This is a genomic window from Mastigocladopsis repens PCC 10914 (assembly GCF_000315565.1).
GTDB lineage: Bacteria > Cyanobacteriota > Cyanobacteriia > Cyanobacteriales > Nostocaceae > Mastigocladopsis > Mastigocladopsis repens.
On sequence record NZ_JH992901.1, the window covers coordinates 3,487,594 to 3,510,872 of the forward strand.

Here is a 23,279-nt window from a genome sequence, read left to right on the forward strand (position 1 = left end):
GATTCCATAGGCTCTAGATTCTGAACTTATGATAATGCTTTTTAAAGAAGTTGAAGCTGTGTTACACTGCTTCTAAGAAAATGAGAATTTTATAGGTAGAATTGACTTGGGTAGCATTCCGTGAACACCTTTTTGTGGACTGTTAACAACTTGACTAATGCGAAAATTCACAGCTAAACTACACAATACATAAGCATCTTCTGGTGACAAATTGATGAAGCGTTCTAAAAAGTCAATCATGTTTTTTAAAGCTAGCTCTAAGGCTTCATCTAATGTTTGACCAAATCCCATTGTGATGATATCCGTGGGAGTTTCAGCAATTGGCATTGTTAATTGCAAATCCTTGCGAAGTTTCAACTTAATAGTGCCATTCATGGAAGTTTCAATTGCGGTGACATTAACTTCACCATCTCCCTGTGCTGAATGTCCATCGCCGATAGAAAACAAAGCACCAGGAACGAAAATCGGCAAAAAAACCTTAGAACCTGCTTGTAGTTCCTGGTTATCGATATTACCACCATAATGACCAGGAGGAATTGAGTTTCGAGATGCTTCGGTAGTAGCAACACCCAGGATACCAAAAAAGGGTTTGAGGGGAATTTTAATACCGCTCCCCCTTGGAAATTCAGCGATGTTATCCTCTAAATTGAGGGAAATAAATCTTAAGGCAGGTTGATGAAACTGATCTGGTAACGCTCCCCAACCTGTACGAATTGCATTGAAGCCAACGGGTAAACTGGGTGTTATTGCTTCTAGTTTGACTTCCAAAACATCTCCAGGTTCCGCCGCGCGCACGTAAATTGGTCCAGTCAGTAGATGTGGTCCTGCTGCAACTTTGCGTTCTGAGGGAAGATTTTGGCAAATATCAAGGAATGCAGATGTCAGAAACTCCGGTGGTGCTTTGTCGTAAACGTAGTAACCAGTGTATGTTTCTAGGTCAACTGTGTCGCCAGAGTCAACAGTGAGTGCTGGTTCTAAAATGTGAGAGAAACCACCCAGATGCACGGTTTCCCTGGTAGCTTTGAGAATGTGGTGAGCCATCGTTGCTGTGGTGTGTCAGAATTATTGCTTAGTACAGAATTGCACAAATTCGTAGAAGCGGAGTGAAGAATTACTCTAACACTGCTAGTTGTGATGACTTCATTTCTCATTCCTTGAATCTACCACATTAGCAAATATGAGTAGCCACAAACTCAATAACCTCTGTCAATCCTTCTTTTGTTTTCAAATTTGTGAAAACAAAAGGTTTATTACCGCGCATTTTCTTTGCATCTCGTTCCATCACAGTTAAATCTGCGCCGACATAGGGAGCTAAGTCAATTTTATTTATCACCAACAAATCAGACTTAGTAATTCCAGGACCACCTTTACGGGGAATTTTATCACCAGCGGCAACATCAATAACGTAAATCGTTAAATCCACTAACTCCGGGCTGAAAGTTGCAGCCAAATTATCACCGCCACTTTCCAAAAATACCAAATCCAAATCTGGAAACCGCACCTCTAACTGTTCAATTGCTGCCAAATTCATCGAAGCATCTTCCCGGATAGCAGTGTGGGGACAACCCCCAGTTTCCACACCCAAAATGCGATCGCCTGACAAAGCTTGAGAACGCACCAAAAACTGAGCATCCTCCTGCGTATAAATATCATTTGTCACTACTGCCAGATTATACTGCTCGCGCATCGCCTTGCACAAAGCATCAACCAAAGCCGTCTTACCCGACCCTACAGGTCCCGCAACACCAACTCGAAAAGCATTCATAATAATTAGTCAATAGTCAATAGTCAATGGTCAATAGTTATTCTCCCCATCACCCCATCACCCCATCACCCTATCACCCCATCTCCCAGTGCGCGGTTCGTTAACTCCGAAACAACCTTGTATATAGCGTCTCATGTTTCATACTTGCCAAAGACAAACCCCAACTACAACAACTTAGTTGATCATCCTCCAACTCCATAATTTCCACCACTGCATCGCCAAGCAATTCTTGTAACTCTAGCAATAACCGCTGTCCCGCCGTTTGTCCTAGGGGGATGAGTTTTACCCCAGAAGTAATCAAATTACTTGCCCAACTATGCAGATATCCTAGTAAAGCTGCTTTTATATTGATATCCCAATAAGCAGCCGCAATGCCAAAAGCGATCGCATAATTGCAAGGATTTCCAACAGCATCCACTATCGGCACAATTTGCGGTTGTAATTCCACAAGTAGTCGGATGAGCGATCGCCCCATTTGCCAGCTAGAAGCGCGTAATTCCTCAGTTTCCCTAGCCGCTGATAACCACGTATTCCAATACGATAGCGACTTTAAATCACCCACCTTCACAGACTGGTAAGCTCGTACCATGATCGCGGCTTCTAACCGTATTGCTCCGTAACGCAGTTCCGCCTCTAACCAGTGCTTTAAGGCTGCTTGATTATCAATTGTGCTATTCTCCACCAGCGTTTCTAACCCTTCAGAATAGCTATAAGCTCCCACAGGCAAAGCTGGACTAGCCAACTGCAAAAGACACAAGAGATTGCTATCAGTGAGCATGATGGTGTCCATAAGCACCAGTTTCTGGCTGAAACGGTACAGTTTCCTCTTTCACTTTTAGCCCTAGCTGTTCTAACATTGTATGTAAAACTGGGTCGGGAGATAACCTTAAATAAGTCGCTGTAATCTCTACTGGCACATGACGGTTTCCTAAATGGTACGCTGCCCTTAGCAAATCTATCACTGTTTGGGGAGTTACAGTTAAAACAGGTTCTGGTTTGGCAGCAATTCTGACTAAACTACCAGTTGTTTCATCTTGCAGAATATCTCCATCCCGTAACACCGTTCCTCGCGGTAAACGCAAAAACACTAGCTCCCCATCTTCTGTCTCAAAACGATGACGACTGCGAGTGCGTTCTTGGGCTGTCAGAGCGAGGGTTAAGGTGACTGCTGTATTTGGGTTTGGCAGTTTACGTTGGGTAAAGGTCAACATCATCTTATTTTCAGTTGGGTAATTGCTCAAACGACTTAGTGGTCTACGAAAACTTGCAGGTTAAAAATATGGTGCGTAACCACCGTCTAGCAAAAAGCATTAACGACGCTGGATGGAGACAGTTTCGCAGCTATTTAGAATACTTTGCCCAGAAGTATGGAAAAGTGGTAGTAGCTGTAGAACCTCACTACACCTCGCAGCAATGCCCAGATTGCGGTACAATGGTTAAGAAATCGTTATCAACTAGGACGCACACTTGTAAGTGTGGTTGGGTTCTACAACGTGACTACGCTGCTGCAATTAACATACTTCGTAAAGGCAGAGAAAAAATTGCTACCTCAGGGCATGAGGGATCTTGGTTTCTAAACGGAAACCAAGAAACGCTAGGGGAGTTGAAACCTCTGTTCAGTCTGGAGCAATCCTGATTGAGTAAGTTTCGAGGTTGAGCCTAGAATCCCACGGCTTGAAGCCGTGGGAGTGTCAAAAGTCTTCATCTGGACATGATATGAGCGATCGCCCTGAGAGCGATCGCTCATATTTGGTATTCAGATCAAGAGGTGCAATATCTGAAGTTAACTAGTCTCATTGATTCACTGCGCTCATATGTTGTTCTGAATACCGCTCACCCGCTGCAATTCCTTTAGGTGCTACCTCCTCAATTCGACGCAAATCGTTTGGTGTGAGCGTGATTTGGGTTGCTGCTACATTTTCTTCCAGATAAGTGCGGCGTTTTGTGCCAGGGATAGGAACTCGGACATACCCATACAACCGAGTCCCAGTTCTGAAACGACCAGTCCTTGATGTCCCAATTTTCTCATTTTCATGACGCTTTCTCCTTGTTGGATTTCTGCATTATTGGCGTGTACCCAGGGCAAAGACATCTAAAAATTAGGCTTGAGAATATGCTACATAATATACTACACCATTAGCTAAGATAAGTTAAAAAAACTGACACATACATATCGTATATGTCAGTAAATAGGGTGCTCTTTTTACCCAATGCCAACCAAAATTAGGAACTTGAGAGTGTTGATATTAGCCGATAGTTGTGGTGCGATCAACCAAAGGATCTGCGCTACCTTGCGCTTGTCTGTCTATAGGTGTTCCATGCAGTCGTGGATCTGCTAGGGGTGGTAGAGGTTCTGGTCCTAGCGGTCTGGGATTTTCAACATACTGGAATTCCCCTTTGCCATCTGGAGAAGGACCTTTTGCCCAGCGACCTTCTGCACTTTCGGTGCCTTCTGAATGATTCCAGAACTGATAAGCAAACTCGCGCTTCTCCAATTCCAATGGGAAGGAACTGGGAACTGGAGTGTCTTCCAGTCCATCTGCTTTTAACTCCTCAAGGGCTGCTATCCACTGGTTTTGATGCATGGTGTCGCGGGCAATCATGAAACTCAGGGTATCTTTGACTCCTGCGTCATTGCTCATCTCGTACATCCGCACTGCTTGCAAGCGTCCTTGAGATTCCGCGTGGAGATTTGACCGGAAATCAGCCATCAGGTTTCCACTGGCGACGATGAAGCGACCGTTCCAGGGAAAACCGACGCTGTCAGCTGCCGTGGCACCCAAACCGGAGACGATAGCGTGTTGGGGGTTCATAGCTGCCGCCATCACATCTACAATCACATCCTGTGGATTGGTACCGCCCATAACCGCTCCCACCACTGGGTCTTGTGCACCTTGTTCTTGCAGTTTGATGGGTGCGTGATTCAGTAGGTGAGCAATCATCGTGGCAAGCATTTCGACGTGACCGATTTCTTCGGTACCAATGTCCAAAAGCATATCGCGGTACTTCGCAGGTCCGCGACAATTCCAGCCTTGGAACAGGTACTGCATCATCACGGTCATTTCACCAAAGGTGCCACCGATGAGTTCTTGAATTTTCTTGGCGTAAATTGGATCGGGTTTTTCTGGTGGTCTGAAGTATTGGAGCTTCTTAGTGTGGTAAAACATTATTGTGACCTCATTTGCATACAGGGCGGCACAAATTCAGGCTCAATTGATATTTGTGTCGCTTATGCTTTCTAGGAAACCTATTTAATGCTTGCTGTACCTCACTCTATAGTTAAATAAAAAATACTTAAAAAATAAGTAAACTGACTGAGGTCATTGAGTTCTTAGGCAGAAGACTAAAAATGCAATCAGAGGGACTGCTGCCTTTAGAAAATAAAGAAAAAACCAGAGGTTCAGCCTCTGGAGAGATGTCATGATGAGTGATTCTGGTAAGAAGTCAAGGTGTATAAATTAATCCTCATCCCGACCGTGAACTTGAGCGGGTGGACTGGTTGCCTCAACAGCAGTAAATGGTTCTAGGATTTTGTAAGTGTGGGATGCGCCCTTTGGCACGACCCAAGAATTCCCAGACTCCAGTAAAACGACTTGACCTTCGATGTGCAACTCAGCACGACCACTAATCACATAACCAACGGTTTCATATTCCCGCGTTGCTGGTTCTTTGGGTTCGTCAGGTTGTTCGTTCTCCCAAAGACGCATTGAAACACTTTTGCCGGAGGCGAGATACTTTTGACCTTGTTGACCTTTAGGAGAATAAGCTGAGTCTACTTTTTTAACACTTGTGTCAGCCATATTTGTTTCCTCAATTAGGTTTATAAAGGGGGAGTAGTTATTAGTGCTTAGTAGTACTTTTTAACAACTAACGACTAACCACTAACATTGATAGTTTTGCCTGTGCGAGCTGCTTCATAAATCAGCTGCATAAGTCTAACGTCTTGCAAGCCTTCTTCGCCAGGAGTTTTAGGCTGTTTGTTCTGTATGATGCTCTCAGAAAGGTGATCTATCTCTAGGGCGAACTGGTTTTTTTCCTCAATATTTTGCTCTTCTATGCGATTGTTGCGATTGATGAATAAGCGATGTTGGTAGTAGTCGGTGGCTGGATCTAATTCTAAGACAGCATCAGAACCAAAAACTTGAATGCGTTTGGTATTGGAGTAGCCGTAGCTTGAAGTACAGTTCGCAAGAACACCGCTAGGGAAACGCAGCACGAAGTTGACATTTTCCTCGACTTCCCGAAAGCGGGGGTCGCCAGGAGTGCTGTACATCATGGCGCTGATTGCTACAGGTTCCTCGCGAGTAATGTACCGTGCTGCTTGCAAGCTGTAGATACCAATGTCGTAGAGGGAACCACCGCCAGCTAGCTTTTTTTGCATCCGCCAAATGTCGGCGGGGTCTTTGGGATCGAGGTTGCGTCCGTGGTCAGAGGTTATCGACTTGAGCTTACCAAGTTTGCCGCTTTGAGCAAGTTGAATGGCGGCGAGGTTGTATGGTTCATACTGAGCGCGGTAAGCAATCATTAATTTGCGGTTTGCTTTTTTTGCCGCCTCAATCATTGCTTGGCATTCTTCTGGTGTGTTCGCCATTGGCTTTTCACACATGATGTGTTTGCCAGCTTGCGCCCCACGAATGCTGTATTCAGCATGCATCCCGTTAGGCAAGATGATATAAATAACGTCTACTTCCGGGTTATTGCGGATAGAGTCGTAGTTCTGGTAGTTATAGATATTTTTGGGGTTGATGCCGTATTGCTGTGCATACTTTTCAGCTTTAGCACGCTCTCCACTCACTAAAGCCACCAACCTCGAGCTTTTACACTCTGCAAAAGAGGGCATGATCTGTTGGGTGGCAAATTTACCCAAACCAACAACCGCCCAGCCTAGCTTTTTTTCAGGGGGCAAAGATGGTTCATTGCTTGGTGCTGGTCCTGCTTGAGCTAGGGTACGCGCAGGTTTGATAATGTGTCCCACTGCTCCAGCAACACTGAGTCCCATGAACCCAAAACCAGCTCTATGTAAAAGAGCGCGGCGAGATAGTTCTTTTTTCATTTGCAGCAAAGAACAAATGACCTTAGGGTTTGAGTACAACTTTGATGCAGTTGTCTTTCTTGTGCTTGAAAATTTCGTAGCCGTGAGGCGCTTGTTCTAGGGGTAAGCGGTGAGTGATGACAAATGATGGGTCGATTTCACCGTTCTGTACGCGCTCAAGTAAAGGACGTAAGTATTTGTGGACGTGGGTTTGTCCCATCTTGAACGTCAAGCCTTTATTCACAGCAGCACCCATTGGCACTTTGTCTAAAAAGCCACCATAAACTCCAGCAAGAGACACATTACCGCCTTTGCCACAAGAGAGAATGACTTGGCGCAAGGCTGTAGGTCTGTCTGTTTCTAGACGTACTGCTTGCTTTGCTTTGTCGTATAACGCCATAAAGTCCGTGCCGTGTGCCTCCATACCTACTGCATCAAGAACAGCATCAGGACCACGACCACCAGTCATTTCTTTAAGGGCTTCGCCGACATTCACTTCTTCGTAGTTGAGGACTTCAGCCTTGCCGTATTCTTTCGCCATCTGCAAGCGTTCAGGGATGCGGTCAATAGCTATAACACGGTCTGCACCTAGCAAATAAGCGCTCTTGATGGCAAATTGTCCAACTGGCCCGCAACCCCAAACAGCGACGATATGACCAGGTTTGATGTTACAGTTCTCCGCTGCCATGTAGCCAGTCGGAAAGATATCTGTTAAAAATAATACTTGCTCATCCGTTAAACCATCAGGGATTTTGAACAAACCCACATCAGCAAATGGGACTCTGGCATACTCTGCTTGACCACCAGCGTAACCGCCTAACATATGAGAGTAACCAAACAGACCCGACGGCGAATAACCCATTAACTTTTCTGCCATCCAGCCGTTTGGATTAGAGTTGTCACACAGCGACCAGTAATCCCGTTGGCAAAAAAAGCAGTTCCCGCAAGCTATTGTAAAGGGAACGACAACGCGATCGCCCACTTTTATATTCTTCACTGCGCTGCCAACTTCAACGACTTCCCCCATGAATTCATGACCGAGGATATCACCCTTTTCCATCGTGGGGATAAAGCCATCGTAAAGATGCAAGTCAGAACCGCAAATTGCCGTTGAGGTAATTTTGACAATAGCATCACGTGGGTTAATGATTTTTGGATCTGGCACCGTTTCGACTCGCACATCATTGGCACCATGCCAGCAAACTGCTTTCATAAGTCTTTAGTCCTTGGTCATTTAATAAAACTTGTAGTGAGGACTGTAGTCCTTGTTTTTGTGGAAGAAGAGGACTTTAGTCCTCACTACGCATAATATAAGGTGTAGGGTGTAGTGAGTCCCTACACCCTATAATTCTACTTATCTAGCTTGAGAAGGTTCTTGATAGTATCCTTCTGTTGTTCCAGTGACTGGCGCAACTGTTTTTTCAACTCTTTTTTCAGTTGAATTCAAAAATTCTTTTGTGCTGCGAGGAAGTTCTTCATCAAGATTGAGTTTTTCGCGGATATTGTCAGCAGTTTCTTTCAGACTTTCTTTGGCTTGTTCAATCAGGTTGTTGCCGTTACTAGTCGTGTTTGTTTCCGGTTGTGCTTTGTAATAATTCGCCTCTGGTGTTGTGATGTTTTCATCTAGATCAACTGCTGCACGGAGATTATCAGCAGTTTCTTTCACCTTTTTTGTGGCTTTTTCAATCAGCTTGTTGTCGTTTTGGATATTGCTTGTATCAGAAGGTGTCCCCTTGTAATAAATACCCTCTGGCGATTTTACGGTTTCATTTGGAGCGATCGCCTCACGGACATTATCAGCAGTTTCTTTGAGGTTCTTTCTGGCTTTTTCAACCAGCTTGTTGTCGTTTTGGATATTGCTTGTATCAGAGCTTGTATCAGAAGGTGTCCCCTTGTAATAAATACCCTCTGGCGATTTTACGGTTTCTTCAGCTTGTGCTTGCAGTGCGTTACCGTAGCCTAAAGCCTGCATTACGAAAAATGTTAATCCTACTAGAAAAACAGTCAGAATCTGACGCAAGCGCTTCATAAATTTCCTCCAATATATTCAGTTTGAGTTGAGTTAGTAGATAGTAGATAATAGTTATTTGTTTTTTTAAACTAACAACTATCAACTATCAACTAACAAGCCTTATGGTTTCAGCAGAACTTTGACACAGTTGTCTTTCTTGTGCTTGAAAAGCTCAAAGCCCTGCTTAGTTTCTTCAAGGGGTAAATGATGAGTGAAAACACGGGATGGATCAACTTCTCCATTCAAAACATGATCCAACAACATGGGCATATACTTCTGACCGAACATTTGCCCCATTCTGAAGGTCAAGCCTTTGTTGAAGGCTGCACCCATCGGTATTTTGTCGACAAAGCCTCCGTAAACACCCATGATGGAGAGAATGCCACCCTTGCGACAAGCCAGCATCATTTGCCGCAGTACGTGAGGGCGGTCAGTTTCTAGCTTTACTGCCGTCTTGGCTTCGTCGTAAAATCCTTCTAGACCCACACCGTGTGCTTCAAGTCCAACGGCATCAATACAAGCATCAGCACCACGTCCACCCGTCATTTCTTTGAGGGCTTCGCCTGCATCAATTTCCTCATAGTTGATGGTATCTGCATTGGCGAAGTCTTTAGCCATCTGGAGGCGTTCGGGAAATCGGTCAATACCAATCACGCGTTCTGCACCTAACATATAGGCGCTTTTCATGGCAAAAAGTCCCACTGGGCCGCAACCCCAGACTGCTACAATATCTCCAGGTTCAATATTGCACATTTCTGCTCCCATATAGCCTGTAGGGAAGGCATCGGAAATGGGCAGCACTTTTTCATCAGGAATGCCTTGTGGCACTTTGATAGCACCATAATCAGCAAACGGTACCCTGATATATTCTGCAAAGGCTCCTGCATAGCCTCCAAAAGCATGGGAGTAGCCAAAAATTCCTGAGGTACCAAACCCATATAATTTATCCTGTATCCAGGCGTTAGGGTTGGAATTATCGCACAGCGACCACATTTGTTGCTGGCAGTAGTTGCACTGACCACACCCAATAATTGAAGAGACGACAACGCGATCGCCCTTTTGTAATTTCTTAACTTCACTACCAATATCGACCACTTCGCCCATAAACTCGTGACCAATAATGTCACCAGCTTTCATCGTCGGGATGTAGCCATCATAAATGTGCAAGTCAGAACCACAGATGGTTGCTGAGGTTACTTTGAGAATAGCATCACGCGGGTTGAGAATCTTTGGATCTGGTACTGTCTCAACCCGCACATCATTAGCGCCGTGCCAACATACTGCTTTCATAGTTATTAGTCATTAGTCATTGGTCTTTGGTCACTGGTCAAAATTATTTGACTAATGACTTCATTGCCCACCTCTTGGTTGACCTTCATTGGTGGCAATTTCGCCTGCTTCCATCAACATCTTGAAACGGCGCAAATCATCACCTATTTGCTGTTCTGGTTCTTCCCCAAAGAGTTTGGCGAAAACAGATGCTAAAGCACCACCAGGCGGATTATATTCAACAACGACTTTGACCTCAGTTCCACGATTCCCAGGCGCTTTTTTGAAGCGGACAAAACCGGAGTTGTCAATATCTGCCCCTTCCACTGAAGCCCAAGAGATAAATTCGTTTTCCCGGTCTTCAATAATATCTGCATCCCACTCCACACTTCCGCCCAAAGGTGCACTTGCTATCCAGTGAGAACGCTTGTTGTCGTACACCTTCACAGACTTGAGATGCTTCATAAAATTGGGCAAATTCTCAAAGTTGTGCCAAAAGCGATAAAGCTCATCTGCCGGTTTATCAATCGTTACCGTCTTTTCGACTTTGATCACTTGGCTCACACTACCGCTGAGTACTTGCTGTGCCTGCTTAATTGTGCTTTGTTTCGTCGCGCCCTGATAAATCAGTCCACCACCTGCCAAAGCAGTCAACACCCCTCTTAAGGAACGTTGACTTAACCCCATTAACACCATTGCACCACCGCCAATTAATGAAGCCCAACGCTCCGTTTCACTGGCTTCCGTCTGACCTTGACTTAAATTATTTTCCGATGTTGATGCCATGTTCTTCTCTCTCCCTTGACTCTCAAAAACGAACCATTAAGGCGCAAAGATCCCCTCTTAATGTGTTGTTCCTACGAAGACTTTCCTCAACCAGGGGGAACCCCCCTTCTCCTGACACGGAAGTGTCCTTTTCTTTGCGCCTATGTGGTTCGTTCCACAAAGACCTTACATTGACACAGCAGCCCCTGTAGTCGGTTTAGCAGGCTTGACTTCTGTACCCATCCGCGTCCGATACAGGTCTACAAGCTGCTGCTCGTATACCAACAGATCTTTGTGGATTTGTGTGAAAATTGCAGTTGATACTGGGTCGGTCGTTGCTGCCATTAAGTTGCCAATATCGCCAATACCCGTTTGCACATCGCCCAAGGCAGAACGCAACTGATATATGTCGTCACTTCCTGTGAGGGCAGTCTTCACCTTTGCATACTGGTTAGCGATATTTGCTACTAAAGAAGGTTTTTCGCCCAGCTCATTCAGACGTGCTTCCAGTATTTGGATGTGGCGCTGTTTGTTGCCAATCATCTCTTGAAAAAGAGATTTGATTTGTGCATCCGATTCTTTCTGAGCATACTTGTCCAGCGCTTCTAGTGAATAACGCTCACCCGCAAGAGCCGTATTCAAGGCTTTGGTAATATCACCCTTAGTAGAACCACCCCAAGCATCAGCCAGTTTCCACCATTCAGCGTTTGTGTCTCTCTCATCTGGTAAAGCAGCATCTTTGCCACCATAACCAAGACGACTCAATAGAGCTGTGGTAAAAATTGGCAGATCTCCAGGTTGACGTGAACTAATCAAATTCCCATCCACAACCAAAGGTTCATCTATATAATTGGCACCGGCATTAATCATGTCTTTGCGAATTGCCAGGAAACCAGTGGCTTGTTTGCCTTTGAGCAAGTCGCCTTCAATCAAAAGTTGTGGTCCGTGACAAACCGCAGCTACCAATTTTCCTTGCTGCATTGCTTCTTGCACAAACCTCACTGTATTAGGGTTGCGCCGCATATGATCAGGAGCCATACCACCAGGAATGACCACAGCATCAAATTCAGAAGCTATTGCTTCAGTTGTGGTGCCATCGGGTTGTTTGGAAAGTTTTCCTTGTTTACCTTTATAGGTTTCGTTCATGCGCGAACCCAGGACAACCACTTCCATTCCTGCTTGCTTTAAAGCATTATAAGGAACTTGAAATTCCGAATCCTCTACAAAGTTTTCAATCAGGATAGCAACTTTTTTCTTACCAGTATGATTGTTTACCATTGACTTTCCTTAACTCCTCTTACTCATTGAATGTTCAGTTATGCAATTATCGGTTATTAATTTTGTTTGGTGAGTAGTAAACGCTTAAACGCTTGCTACTAACTAAGCAGGAACTTCACTCGTGGGCGATGTTGGGAATAGTTCCGCGTAATCGTCTGAAAAATTTGCCTGAAAATCTTCAAATTCACCTGGTGTCACAGCGTTCCTCAGAACTGCGAATACAGACCGGACGTGCATTACCGCTGCGGTTGGGTCTACTCCTTCTTTTTCACTGACACGCTTAATAAATTCTTGCAGGTCAAAGTGTTGACCGTTTTCACCCTCTCGCCCACGCAAATACTCACCTAGCTCCTGAGGTAACTGTGCTGCTAAATCCTTTGCTTCATCACCAACTATGCGTTCTTTAATTGTTTCTAGTGTGGCACTGGTCGCACGTTCTGCTTCTTCACGAGAATTCAACTGAGATAGGCTTTGAACGTGTTTAATAAACTCTCCGTATTTCATTTTTCTGCCTCCGCTTATCTTACTAAATACTTGGGTTGATTAGACTTAAAGTATTCAGTATTTTATTTTTCGTATTGTATTTTTCAATGCTAGATAAATTTTTATAAATCAAAGAACTTAAAATAACTCAGTTTTTTTGATTTCTTAATAATTTAGAAAATAGTTAGGAGCTATGACTTGGAGTTTCATTAAATAAGTAAAACCCCAAGTCATAAATCCTAACTGCCTTATCACTCGACCATGAATTCATGTAATCATTATTATTGCGCTAAAATGAGGGCTTTTTCGTCGTTCTTAGGGGATATATGTTTTTTATTTCTAAAGTGATACATTGATTATTTCCTATCTTTATTTTTCCATTAAACTAAAAAAAGTTATGAGTTAGTCATGTGGGAGTTAGCATAAGAAAGTATCTCCTAACTCCGACTTCCTGAATTCATAACTTTCTCTGAAGTGGCTATAACGTGAATTTATACATATAAGACTATGCATCAATGCATAGCTTCTCTTCATTCTTAAGGATGAGATTGTTTTATTCCTGAAGTCATACTTCTTTTGGAAGACTACCCTTAGAGAAGAAAGCGTTATTGTGAGGATGCAGCAAGGGCTAGGATTATGGCAGAAAAAAGAGATTTATCAGAGCAAAATAGTAATAACGAACTTGCAACGGATGATTTGCCCCAAGAAATTACCGAATCTTACGGAACTGGTGTTCAGGCAGAACCAGGGTATAACATTGGCGATCGCAGACAACGGTATCAGACGGAGGGGACTGTAGAAGCCAGTCCAGAAATAACAGGGGGGGATATAGATGCGGCTTGGGAACTGGAAGCAGCCGTAGGTGATGAAGCTGTTGGTGGTACCGCTCCTACTCCCGATCAAGATATTGTTGATGAGATTGGTGCTGCTGTTGGGTTGGAAATGGACGACAAAGCCTTTGTGCGAACAACGGAAATTTTGGAGCAGCGGGACGATAGACGCTGGGAATTAGACCCAATGTCCTCGCCAGATTATGAGGATAGAAGGAACGAGACACAGGAGTAGGGGTAGTAGGGGGAGACAAATTAATCTCCCTTATTTCCCCCCAGTGCCTTCAGGATCATCCCAATGCTGAGACAATATTACCCCGCGTTTTTTGCAAGTGCGGTAGTGGGTATTTTGTCATCAAAAACGCAGAACCGATGTTCATGTGAATAGTTTCATCAAAGACATCAATTAGGGTAGTCCTGAGTTTCGCCTGTCGCCAGAAAAACTCCAGCGTTGTTAACCAGGATGTCTAAGTTGCCATAAGCAATAATTGCCGTTTGCACGCAACGTCTCTCGACGTTTCAACTTCCTGAAAGGTATGAGTTTGTGGTGAGTTGTTAGTAGAAGACAACTAGCTACTAACCACTAAGAACTCATCCACTGATTGTTCTTCTCTTTGATTGAGATACATCTGCCTTCAGCGGGGTTAAACACTAAATGCACGTTTGATACTGTTGCTAATGTTGGTAATTTATTGCAATCGGGGTTTTTTATGACATTCACTCAAACTAACGACCCAACTATTCGCGAAATTGTCCAAGCTTTTCAAAGCTTAAATGTAGACGATCAGCTAGCTTTGTTTTGGTTTATTTACAAAGAAATGGGCAACTCTGTTACCCCCGCAGCACCCGGAGCCAGCACTGTTTCCACAGATATTGCTGAAGGTTTGTTCAATCAAGTTAAGGAATTATCCCACGAAGAACAGTTGCAGTTACAGCGCGATTTAATTAACAAGGCAGATAATCAATATACCCGTATGTATGGCTCGATGAGCGAAACTACCAAGTTACTGTTTTGGTATCGCCTAGCTCAAGGCATGGAAAACGCTACTATCATTCCTATGCCTCCAAACTATCAGCTTTCTTCCCAATCTCAAGAACTGCTCAATAGAATTAAGCAAATTGATTTCGAGCAGCAGATTACTCTTTTCCGCGATTACGTTGCGCCAATGGGTGCTGAACCAAAAGCTGGTGCTGAAATTTAAAATTTCCAGATTTTAAACTAGTATCCATCCTTCATTGCTAAATAGCAAATAAAAAAACATAGATAAGCACAGAGTCAACAAACTATGCTATTCACTCTGTGTTTATCTATATTTTTCGCTCAAGTAGTTACACCCTATAATAGCCGTCACGCCTTTGACTTGGTAATTAACAATTTTTTAATTTTACCGATGTACTTTCATCTCTCTTTAGATAGGTATCAAAAGATTTTTCTCTAAAAATCTTTCTATCTTTTAATAGTGATTTCGTTATGACTGAAATCTTTAATCTTGAAATAGGCATGAGCAAGAGCAGTCAAAATTTCTACTCTGTTGCTTTGGCAGAAAGATTTTCACAACATAAGGCAAAGTCACCGTTTTGGGAACAATATTGTCACTAATTTATCCTAAAATTCCGTGACTTCCACCCATAAACAGTATTAGCAATTTATGTTGCTAACTCCCTCAAATCGCTAAAAAATTATTACCAATTAGGAGGTTTCATGACTTCTACAAATACCAATGCCATACAAGAAGCTGTAGCAGGGTTTAGGAGTTTGATTATTGACGATGAGCTACTAGTGCTGGCGTTACTGTACCGCGATGTTGCTGGATCAGTTCCCGCCGATGCTGCAAATGCCTTGCCAACACAAGATGCTGCAAATTTGGTAACACGAGTTGAGCAACTGTCGCCCCAAGAAAATCAGCTATCTGCTCTGCGTGACTTCCTAGGAGCAGAAAGAAATGACCAAGATGCAACAATCCTCGATCCAAACCCAAGCAAGGCGCTGGCTGAACTTGTTACTGGCGGCGGAACTACAATTCCCGCTCATGAGTATAGCTCATTGAGCGCTGAAGCTAGGATAGCTTTCTGGTATCTGTTAGCACAAAGACTAGGAAGCAATATCATCGGCAATCTAAGTGAGTTTACACCTACTGAGCAAGTCACAATTGTGTTGAACTCAATCCAATCTCTGAACACCGATGAATTAGTGTCGTTTCTGAAGCACGCGCTGTAAACAGTCGGAAGTTTTGTAAATCCCTGGAGGAAGGCTTCTTGCAGGGGAGAGTGTGTTCAGACAAATGAAATAGCTGTAGGTAGGGTTATGCTCTACCTACATCGGTTTTAGTTTTCAAAAAATAGTTTTAAAGAAGAGTTCTATGTTAAGACAAGATACTACGATTAGACAAAACACTATCAAAAGAAAGCATCTTATTTATAGTCTGATTACTGGTCTGATTATTGGTACTATTGCCGGTACACCTCTAGGTTGGATTGCTCATCAATACTATTACCAGCAACGTCTAGCTCAAATTTTGTTATGTCGAGAACGCAATAGTAACCAGCCAGCCGCAGTTGTTGATTCTATTTGCGGTCGAGCATATTAATGAATCAGTTATCAGTTAAAAGAATTAGGATGGGCAAGACTCCCACCCTAGTTTATGTGTGATTGCTCATTCTAGGGTCAGCATTCGACCAGCGTGCCAAAGATGCCATGTAGGTTGTTTTGCCAGAGGCGCGCGTTAAGGACTCTCACAGGCGAACGACCATTCGACCCTTCAATAAGGTGTATTCCACACAAATGAAAACCGCTGTATCTGAAAATTTCTATATGTTTCAGTATTGTCTCTGGGGACAAATTGCAGAAGGGTGGGCATTGCCCACCCTTCTTTGTTGCTACTTTTTGCGATGCACAAAGAACTCTCAGCGGGATGTCAGATGTAGCAATTATGCCATCTGTCATATTTTCAATCTATATCTAGACGTTGAGCCAAGAGCCTTTTGCCATGAATGACTGCCGCAATAGTTACAGTGTCTTCTTGAATGTGATAAATGATTCGATAAGTATAAGCAAATAGTTCCCTGATGGTATCCTCGTTAAATTCTGGGACAATGGAACCTGAACAGGGACAAGCGCTTAACTTATCGGAGGAGTCAAGTATCTTCTGAACTACTGTGGCAGCAAAGGAAGCGGAGTCACGAAATATGTATGCCGCGATTGCGTCTACATCTTCGAGCGCTTTGGGAGACCAAACTACTCGATAAGCCATTTACTTAATAGCGCCTCGGCTTCTTCTTGAGAGATGATAGTGTCTTTATTGTCAGTGACTACCAACCCCTGACGAACTTTTTCAAGTACGTACAGATGATATTGAACATCTTCCACAGAACAATCGTCTGGTAATTTGCTCAACAGAGATTGGACTTTTTCTTTTGTAGTAGTCATAGCATCTTTTTTAGGATATTTATATGAAGTAATTTTTAAGGGCGAGCAAATAGCCCACCCTTGACTCTAAATTCTGTTAAAGGTTGTCATAGTTGGCAATAGCTGTTTTCATCTTGTCCAAAATCTCAGCTACAGGTATACTTCCTAACTCGCCTGAGGTACGGGTACGAATGCTTAGGGTATTCGTTTCTACCTCCTTCGCTCCCACCACTGCCATGACGGGGATTTTTTCTTTCTCGGCATTACGAATGAGTTTACCAAGGCGATCGCCACTGGTATCGACTTCCGCACGGATACCGATTGCTCTCATCTTCGCCGCCACATCTTTGGTATAATCCAGTTGTACTTCACCCACTGGCAGCAATCTTGCTTGCACTGGGGCTAACCACAAGGGGAAATCTCCCGCATACTCTTCAATCAAGATACCAATGAGCCGTTCTAGGGAACCGAAGGGCGCACGGTGAATCATCACTGGGCGTTTGCGGGAACCATCTTCAGCGACGTACTCTAGCTCAAACCTTTCTGGCAGGTTATAATCTACCTGCACTGTTCCTAGTTGCCACTCCCTGTCTAGAGCATCACGGACAATGAAATCTAGTTTGGGACCATAGAATGCTGCTTCGCCAATGCCTTCAAAGTGATCCATCCCCAAGGTTTCAACAGCACGGCGGATGGCATTTTCAGCTTTGTTCCAAGCTTCGTCAGAACCTATATACTTATCACTCTTCGGGTCGCGGAAACTGAGTCGTGCTTTGAAATTCCCTAGTTGCAGAATCTTAATTACGGATAAAATCAAATCCACGACGTTGAGGAATTCGCTGTCTAGCTGTTCTGGCGTCACGAACAGATGGGCATCATCCTGAGTGAAACCCCGCACGCGTGTTAAACCGCCTAATTCCCCAGATTGTTCGTAGCGGTAGACGGTGCCAAATTCTGCCAACCGCATCGGTAGTTCCCGGTAGGAACGCAACTCGCTCTTATATATTTGGATGTGGAAGGGGCAATTCATCGCTTTGAGAACAAAGCCTTGTTCGTGCGCCGCTGCTTCCTCATCTTCTGCCATCATTGGGAACAAATCTTCTTTATATTTCTGCCAGTGTCCAGAGGTTTTAAATAAATCTACTCTGCTGATGTGGGGTGTGACAACCTGTTGGTAGCCACGCTTGATCTGTTCCTGCTTCAGGAAGTCTTCTAAAAGACTCCGCAACAAAGTTCCTTTAGGCGTCCACAATGGTAAACCCGGTCCCACTTGGTCGGAAAATATAAATAATCCCAGTTCCTTACCCAGTTTCCGATGGTCCCGTCGCAGCGCTTCTTCTTTACGCCGCTTGTACTCAGCGAGTTGTTCTGGCGTTTCCCAAGCGGTGGCGTAGATGCGTTGCAACTGCGCTTTGGTTTCATCTCCACGCCAATAAGCGCCGGCAACGCTTTCTAAATCAATCGCTTTCGGGTTAAGTTCGCTCGTATTTTCTACATGAGGTCCAGCGCACAAATCCCACCATTCATCTCCTAGGTGGTACATTGTGATTGGTTCCTCTTTGATGTCTGAGAGGATTTCTAGCTTATAAGGTTCGTTAATTTTTTTTATACGCTGTTCAGCTTCTTCACGGCTGACTTCTTCTCGTATGACTGGCAATTTCCGATTGATAATCTTAACCATTTCTTTATAAATGGCTTTTAAATCTTTGTCAGTAAATGGCTCAGGATTATCAAAGTCATAGTAAAAGCCGTTTTCAATCCACGGACCAATTGTGACTTGCGCCTTGGGAAACAGCTTTTGTACTGCCATTGCCATCACATGAGAAGCCGTGTGGCGAATCTTCTTTAAAGTCTCCGATTCGCTGGTACGCGGTAAATATATTTTTTCAGGTTGTTCTAGCTGATGAGAAGATGAATTCGGCGACATCTGCTGCTGTACCATTGGCGACGTGATTGTATAAAGATGATGGATCAGTTGGAGTGATGAAAAAATTTCCCCAAATATAACATGGGACTATTTTTCAGTTTTGTCAGTGTTTTCTTCGGAAGGTTTATACCTTTAGACGGATGAACTCGTTCCCTAAAGATATATTCATTTCCAATGATTCCCATAAGTAATGTCTATTTTTAATAAGTACTCATCTCATTTAATACCTACGTAGAAATCTACCATAACCTTTATATAAAGAATGCTCATCCCTAATTGCTAATGGTCATAAGACAATGACCACTTAATAACGCACCCAATCAGTAAAGTCTACTCTTAGCAAGCCAAAACTTCGCCTCAGTCTTGAAATGTTTGCCCATCTGAGTGCCACACATTTTAGTATATGGGCTTGTTCTTTAAATATAACCACTTTAATCCCTGTAGGTTTAACTTAATATTTCAACTGTCCAGTTAATCATTTCCCATAAAGGATGAAAACAAACTTCTGATGAATGTCTAAGAGTAGTTATTCTGTTGTCAGGACATTTTGTTTTTGACAAAACCCAACCATGCAAGTGTTCTCTTTTAAATCTGGATTTTCTTCAATCTCCTATAATTTTAACTTTAATTATGAGACAATAAATTATTACTTTAACACTCCGTTGCCGTCATTGCTTGTTTGTTTACATTATCTAATCTTTACAGCAACAGGAATTGTAATAAGGGACGCCAAAAGGTTGATGCAAATGAATTAACTGCCTAATGGAAGTAAATTTGCTGAGAAAACCCTCCAGGTTTTTCCCTACAGGATTTGCATACATTCACTTACATCCTAAATTAAGTTTAACTAACTTAAGTATAGAAAAATACATAAATATGCGTAAATACTCAATTTCTTTGTCTCCAATATGAACGGCATTTTTGAGATCCCCCCTGGGGATCTGTACAATAGCTAGGATAAGTTTATATAATTTAATGAATAGGGTGTAAATAATATTACTAAAGTTTTCTATTTTCAGACTTATGGGAGAGACAAGAGAAATGTTAAGAATCTTAAATAGAGTTAATATTAGTAAGAAAGTTAGGAATATCCTTCTCATTTATGCGAGACTCGAATTTACCAGAAACTGAACTGCTGAAAACAGTTTTGCAACCGCTGTTAGAAGATTTTCAGTACTGGTTCGCGCGCTCACGCAGTTTTCTGGAAACGGAACAGCTTTCGTTTATGAGTCAACATGAACAATCTGACTTACTGATGCGAGTCAAGAAAGCACAAGAGGAAGTGAAGACGGCAAAGATGCTGTTTAATGCAACTGACGGGCAGGTCGGTATTGATATGGCAGCGCTAGTGCCTTGGCATCAATTAGTAACACAATGCTGGAATGTGGCAACGCGCTTCCGTTCCCAGCAAGACGGAATGTAAGTGAAATAGTAAAAAATTTTTGACACCATCTGAGATAGCAAGGGATGTGTTTTATGCTAACCCAATCTCTTTTAGGATAAAAATTCTCCTCTTAATACCCTCTTAATCAAGAGTATGAGCGCATAAAGATTGCGTTAACCATTCAACATCAGCGTAATTAACGGCATTAGGCAATTTAGCTAAGCAAAACTTTAACAACCTATATAGTTTTAAAATTTGATACCTCTGGAGGAAGGAAAATGTTACACCTGCTTTACATTCTTGCTTTTACCATCCTAGCTTTTATAGCTGTTGCTAACTTAATTCGTAACCTGATTTTCTTCAGCTTTGATAGAGAGCGAATTTATCCACCTAAGTCCGCATCTTTACAAAATCAGGGCAGATATCCCTATAATTCATCAACTAAGAAGTTTACACCACATCCAGAGTTATTAGATGCTGCTGGCAACTTAATTAAAGAACCGCTTCTGGTGATGCGTTCTATTAACGTTGAAGACGCCCGCCAAAGACTGGATGAGCTTTACGAAGCTTCTCCAGGACACAGAAGTGAGAATCAACAAGAGGAAGGGTAAACAGGGGAAAGTGTATAGTCACAAGACAAAAGAGGACAGGGAAAAACCTATAACCTCTTTCGTGTTCCCTGTCCCCTGTAACCTATTTCCCTTATTACGCTTCGATAACAACCCGGAGATTACCGCGTTTGTTGGCAACGCGACAAGCAGTTGTGTTACCGGAACGCTCAAATTCCAAATCGAGTATCGTAGGACCAACTTTTAAATTATGCACTGACAGACTGCTTATCGACTCTGGCAAAGTAGGGTCGATAATTCGTAAGCAGTTGTTAGGGGCGTCGGGTACCAAATTTACGATCATTTGCAGCAATTGGAAGATAGTGCCAGTAGCCCATGCTTGAGGTGTGCAAGCAACAGGATACTGTACAGGAGCGTTATCACCATTGCGCTCGTAGCCGCAGAACAACTCTGGAGGACGTTGATAGGGCTGCTGGTTAGTCATGTCGAACAAACCTTCAAAAAGTTCCAGGGCTTGATCGATTAAACCAAGAGAACGCAACCCCATTGCAATAAGCGCGTTGTCGTGGGGCCACACGGAACCAATGTGATACCCCATAGGATTGTAAGCTGGTGACAAGCTATTGAGGGTGCGGATACCCCAACCATTAAACATATCTGGTGCCCGCAGTCGTTCAGCAACACTATAAGCTTTTTCAGGTGTGAAAATGCCTAAATGTAAGCAATGACCGGGATTTGAGGTAATACTATCTACCTGCTTGCCATCTCCATCCAAAGCTAGGGCGCAGAAATCCTGGTCTTCCATCCAGAAATCTCTATTGAAACGAAGCTTGAGGTTTCTTGCTTCCTCTGTCCAGCGGTCTGATAAGTCAATCCGCTTTTTCAGCCTCGCAATTTCAGCCATGCGCAATTTTGCAGCATAGACATAAGCTTGCACCTCACAAAGGGCAATGGGTCCGGTCGCTAACTCTCCCTTACGATTGACAATACAATCACCAGAGTCTTTCCACCCTTGGTTGTCAAGACCTCGTTTGGATTTTCGGATATAGCTGAGATAGCCTGTTTCTTTTAAGTTGCGGTCAATCCAATCCATCGCCAACACAGCATTGGACCATAGTTGCTCTAAAGTTTCCCCGTCATGAGTCCAGGCATAATATTCGGCATACAGCATCAGCCATAAGGGAGTAGCATCGACTGTACCGTAGTAGGGTGTATGGGGAATTTCCTGACAGCGCGCCAATTCCCCAAACCGCAACTCGTGCAACATCTTACCCGGTTCCTCTTCGCGCCACTCATCATCAGCTTTGCCTTGATATGTTGCTAGTAGGAACAGAGTTTCTTTGGCGATTTGAGGGTTTAACATGAGACTTTGAGAAGCCGTGATGATCGAATCCCGCCCAAAAAGCGAGGAAAACCACGGCACTCCTGCGGACACAGTTTTGTACTTACCAAAGGACTGGCGCAACAGATACATATCTTGTTCAGCCCGTTCAATAATTCGATTAAAAGTCCCTTTATCTGAGCGAATTCGAGTAATTTGTTGTACCCAATGTTGCTCTTCCATCATCTCACCGGCTTTTGCTTGTACTAAGGTAAAAGCTGCGCTGACGGTGGAACTAGATTGGTTGTTTGTCAACAAATTTGCTCGGTAGCCCAACTTTTGAGTTTCGTGAGAAGCCAACTCTAAGCGCCAAACTGCTGTGTAACCTTTGAAATAGTCTGGTTGCCTATGCTGGAATTGAATGCGAGATTCCATCACCAACCCATCCAGACCTTGATAGGCAAGGATCAAGGATTGCTCTTTTTGTACGGGTGATCCAGATGCAGAAACACCATCGCCAGTTGATGTTCCTTCTTCAGGTGTAGGTTCTACAAGGCGTAAAAGTCTACCCCGTTTGTCTCTGTCATAGCCCCGGACTTCAAATAAATCCGCAAAATCCGCATCAAAGCTAATACTAAGTTCAAAGATGACGGAACTTGTGCTATAATTAGATACTTCTAATTCTTCAAAGAGTGCCCCGTTAAGTACAAGTTCGCGACGAATGCCCACTGTATCGGCTCTCAGACGGTCTTCTATTCTGGGATTCGTACACAAAATTGACAGAGAAAATCCTTTTTCAGCGGTGCTGCTGAGTAACACAGGCGAGTGCCCATCAATTTGCAACTCTAGGCGACTGAGAAAGCGTGTGTCACTGCAGAACAGTCCCATACTGGGATTGCCATCATTGAGTGAACAACCAGAAATGTTGCCCAACGTGTCTGTCACCAAAAATAAATCGTCATCTTTAACCGTTAGCGTCGGTTGCGGTCTTTCACTGACTACACATGGCCATTCTGGAATGGGTATTTGATCAGCAGGAACAAAAGTTTTTCCGTCTAGGTGAATTTTTTCCGGTGTCATTAGCGTATCCGGTGTCATCAGCCAAAATTCCGTGTACAGGTCTAGTTTTTTATGAGATCATCAGCGTCAACAGGAAAAAAGACGCTGTTAAAAGCAGATTTGAGCCATTGAGCAAAAATCATAATCGCTTACAGCTAGTAACAGGTCATGGATGAAGCC

General features: G+C 43.5%; 25 protein-coding genes. 7 read left to right on the forward strand and 18 right to left on the reverse strand.

The window, feature by feature from the left end:
• Positions 1-72: 72 nt before the first annotated feature.
• From MAS10914_RS0117680 to ureE, 4 genes are all read right to left on the reverse strand, one after another.
• Positions 73-1,041 (reverse strand): acetamidase/formamidase family protein, encoded by a 969-nt coding sequence (locus tag MAS10914_RS0117680; RefSeq protein ID WP_017317284.1) that lies wholly within the window; start codon positions 1,039-1,041, stop codon positions 73-75.
• 127 nt (positions 1,042-1,168) lie between these two features.
• On the reverse strand, positions 1,169-1,765 hold the full coding sequence (gene ureG / locus MAS10914_RS0117685; RefSeq protein WP_017317285.1) for an urease accessory protein UreG: 597 nt from the start codon (positions 1,763-1,765) through the stop codon (positions 1,169-1,171).
• A 100-nt stretch (positions 1,766-1,865) separates the two neighbouring features.
• Positions 1,866-2,555 (reverse strand): urease accessory protein UreF, encoded by a 690-nt coding sequence (locus MAS10914_RS0117690; RefSeq protein WP_017317286.1) that lies wholly within the window; start codon positions 2,553-2,555, stop codon positions 1,866-1,868.
• Complete coding sequence (gene ureE, locus MAS10914_RS0117695) at positions 2,533-2,976, reverse strand: urease accessory protein UreE (RefSeq protein ID WP_017317287.1); 444 nt, start codon at positions 2,974-2,976, stop codon at positions 2,533-2,535. Before ureE ends, MAS10914_RS0117690 begins: the two co-directional genes overlap by 23 nt.
• A 38-nt stretch (positions 2,977-3,014) precedes the next feature.
• Here ureE and MAS10914_RS0117700 point away from each other — a divergent pair, with 38 nt between their 5' ends.
• Positions 3,015-3,401, forward strand: a complete 387-nt coding sequence (locus tag MAS10914_RS0117700) for an RNA-guided endonuclease InsQ/TnpB family protein (RefSeq protein WP_026082626.1) — start codon at positions 3,015-3,017, stop codon at positions 3,399-3,401.
• Between the two features lie 276 nt (positions 3,402-3,677).
• On the opposite strand, the gene MAS10914_RS36235 is transcribed toward MAS10914_RS0117700, so the two are convergent.
• The 10 genes from MAS10914_RS36235 to MAS10914_RS0117750 all read right to left on the reverse strand — a co-directional run bounded on the left by MAS10914_RS36235 (position 3,678) and on the right by MAS10914_RS0117750 (position 12,624).
• Positions 3,678-3,800, reverse strand: coding sequence for a hypothetical protein (locus MAS10914_RS36235; protein WP_269635059.1), 123 nt, complete (start codon positions 3,798-3,800; stop codon positions 3,678-3,680).
• A 211-nt stretch (positions 3,801-4,011) separates the two neighbouring features.
• On the reverse strand, positions 4,012-4,932 hold the full coding sequence (locus MAS10914_RS0117710) for a manganese catalase family protein (RefSeq protein ID WP_017317290.1): 921 nt from the start codon (positions 4,930-4,932) through the stop codon (positions 4,012-4,014).
• A 291-nt stretch (positions 4,933-5,223) separates the two neighbouring features.
• Complete coding sequence (locus MAS10914_RS0117715; protein ID WP_017317291.1) at positions 5,224-5,565, reverse strand: cupin domain-containing protein; 342 nt, start codon at positions 5,563-5,565, stop codon at positions 5,224-5,226.
• A gap of 74 nt (positions 5,566-5,639) precedes the next feature.
• The gene (locus MAS10914_RS0117720; RefSeq protein WP_033366144.1) at positions 5,640-6,818 is read right to left on the reverse strand and encodes a Gfo/Idh/MocA family protein; all 1,179 of its coding nucleotides are present in this window, start codon (positions 6,816-6,818) and stop codon (positions 5,640-5,642) included.
• 22 nt (positions 6,819-6,840) lie between these two features.
• A complete protein-coding gene (locus tag MAS10914_RS0117725; RefSeq protein WP_017317293.1) occupies positions 6,841-8,010 on the reverse strand; it encodes a zinc-dependent alcohol dehydrogenase in 1,170 nt (389 codons plus the stop codon).
• A 141-nt stretch (positions 8,011-8,151) separates the two neighbouring features.
• The gene (locus tag MAS10914_RS0117730) at positions 8,152-8,826 is read right to left on the reverse strand and encodes a hypothetical protein (protein ID WP_017317294.1); all 675 of its coding nucleotides are present in this window, start codon (positions 8,824-8,826) and stop codon (positions 8,152-8,154) included.
• Positions 8,827-8,928: 102 nt separating this feature from the next.
• Positions 8,929-10,098 carry a zinc-dependent alcohol dehydrogenase gene (locus MAS10914_RS0117735; RefSeq protein WP_017317295.1) on the reverse strand — a complete coding sequence of 390 codons (1,170 nt, stop codon included), beginning with the start codon at positions 10,096-10,098 and terminating at the stop codon, positions 8,929-8,931.
• A gap of 60 nt (positions 10,099-10,158) precedes the next feature.
• Complete coding sequence (locus tag MAS10914_RS0117740; protein WP_017317296.1) at positions 10,159-10,863, reverse strand: SRPBCC family protein; 705 nt, start codon at positions 10,861-10,863, stop codon at positions 10,159-10,161.
• Between the two features lie 165 nt (positions 10,864-11,028).
• A complete protein-coding gene (locus tag MAS10914_RS0117745; RefSeq protein WP_017317297.1) occupies positions 11,029-12,120 on the reverse strand; it encodes a DJ-1/PfpI/YhbO family deglycase/protease in 1,092 nt (363 codons plus the stop codon).
• Between the two features lie 102 nt (positions 12,121-12,222).
• Entirely contained in the window at positions 12,223-12,624 is a 402-nt protein-coding gene (locus MAS10914_RS0117750) for a DUF2267 domain-containing protein (protein WP_017317298.1), read from the reverse strand.
• A 615-nt stretch (positions 12,625-13,239) separates the two neighbouring features.
• Between MAS10914_RS0117750 and MAS10914_RS0117755 the strand changes: the two genes are divergently transcribed.
• From MAS10914_RS0117755 to MAS10914_RS0117775, 4 genes are all read left to right on the forward strand, one after another.
• The gene (locus tag MAS10914_RS0117755; RefSeq protein WP_017317299.1) at positions 13,240-13,668 is read left to right on the forward strand and encodes a DUF6335 family protein; all 429 of its coding nucleotides are present in this window, start codon (positions 13,240-13,242) and stop codon (positions 13,666-13,668) included.
• Between the two features lie 475 nt (positions 13,669-14,143).
• Positions 14,144-14,635, forward strand: a complete 492-nt coding sequence (locus tag MAS10914_RS0117765) for an orange carotenoid protein N-terminal domain-containing protein (protein WP_017317301.1) — start codon at positions 14,144-14,146, stop codon at positions 14,633-14,635.
• A 500-nt stretch (positions 14,636-15,135) separates the two neighbouring features.
• The gene (locus MAS10914_RS0117770; RefSeq protein ID WP_017317302.1) at positions 15,136-15,651 is read left to right on the forward strand and encodes an orange carotenoid protein N-terminal domain-containing protein; all 516 of its coding nucleotides are present in this window, start codon (positions 15,136-15,138) and stop codon (positions 15,649-15,651) included.
• Positions 15,652-15,793: 142 nt separating this feature from the next.
• Positions 15,794-16,021 (forward strand): hypothetical protein, encoded by a 228-nt coding sequence (locus MAS10914_RS0117775; RefSeq protein ID WP_017317303.1) that lies wholly within the window; start codon positions 15,794-15,796, stop codon positions 16,019-16,021.
• A 360-nt stretch (positions 16,022-16,381) separates the two neighbouring features.
• Here the strand turns inward: MAS10914_RS0117775 and MAS10914_RS0117780 are convergent, their stop codons facing one another.
• The 3 genes from MAS10914_RS0117780 to thrS form a co-directional block, all read right to left on the reverse strand.
• Entirely contained in the window at positions 16,382-16,684 is a 303-nt protein-coding gene (locus MAS10914_RS0117780; protein ID WP_017317304.1) for a type II toxin-antitoxin system RelE/ParE family toxin, read from the reverse strand.
• Positions 16,669-16,860 (reverse strand): hypothetical protein, encoded by a 192-nt coding sequence (locus tag MAS10914_RS0117785; RefSeq protein ID WP_017317305.1) that lies wholly within the window; start codon positions 16,858-16,860, stop codon positions 16,669-16,671. Before MAS10914_RS0117785 ends, MAS10914_RS0117780 begins: the two co-directional genes overlap by 16 nt.
• Before the next feature lie 76 nt (positions 16,861-16,936).
• Positions 16,937-18,781, reverse strand: coding sequence for a threonine--tRNA ligase (thrS, locus tag MAS10914_RS0117790; RefSeq protein ID WP_026082627.1), 1,845 nt, complete (start codon positions 18,779-18,781; stop codon positions 16,937-16,939).
• 1,087 nt (positions 18,782-19,868) lie between these two features.
• Here thrS and MAS10914_RS0117800 point away from each other — a divergent pair.
• Together MAS10914_RS0117800 and MAS10914_RS0117805 are read left to right on the forward strand one after the other, a co-directional pair.
• Positions 19,869-20,189 (forward strand): DUF2605 domain-containing protein, encoded by a 321-nt coding sequence (locus MAS10914_RS0117800; protein ID WP_017317308.1) that lies wholly within the window; start codon positions 19,869-19,871, stop codon positions 20,187-20,189.
• Positions 20,190-20,428: 239 nt separating this feature from the next.
• Positions 20,429-20,761, forward strand: a complete 333-nt coding sequence (locus MAS10914_RS0117805; RefSeq protein ID WP_017317309.1) for a DUF2973 domain-containing protein — start codon at positions 20,429-20,431, stop codon at positions 20,759-20,761.
• Between the two features lie 94 nt (positions 20,762-20,855).
• Here MAS10914_RS0117805 and MAS10914_RS0117810 read toward each other — a convergent pair whose 3' ends face one another.
• Entirely contained in the window at positions 20,856-23,138 is a 2,283-nt protein-coding gene (locus MAS10914_RS0117810) for an amylo-alpha-1,6-glucosidase (RefSeq protein ID WP_026082628.1), read from the reverse strand.
• Positions 23,139-23,279: the final 141 nt, after the last annotated feature.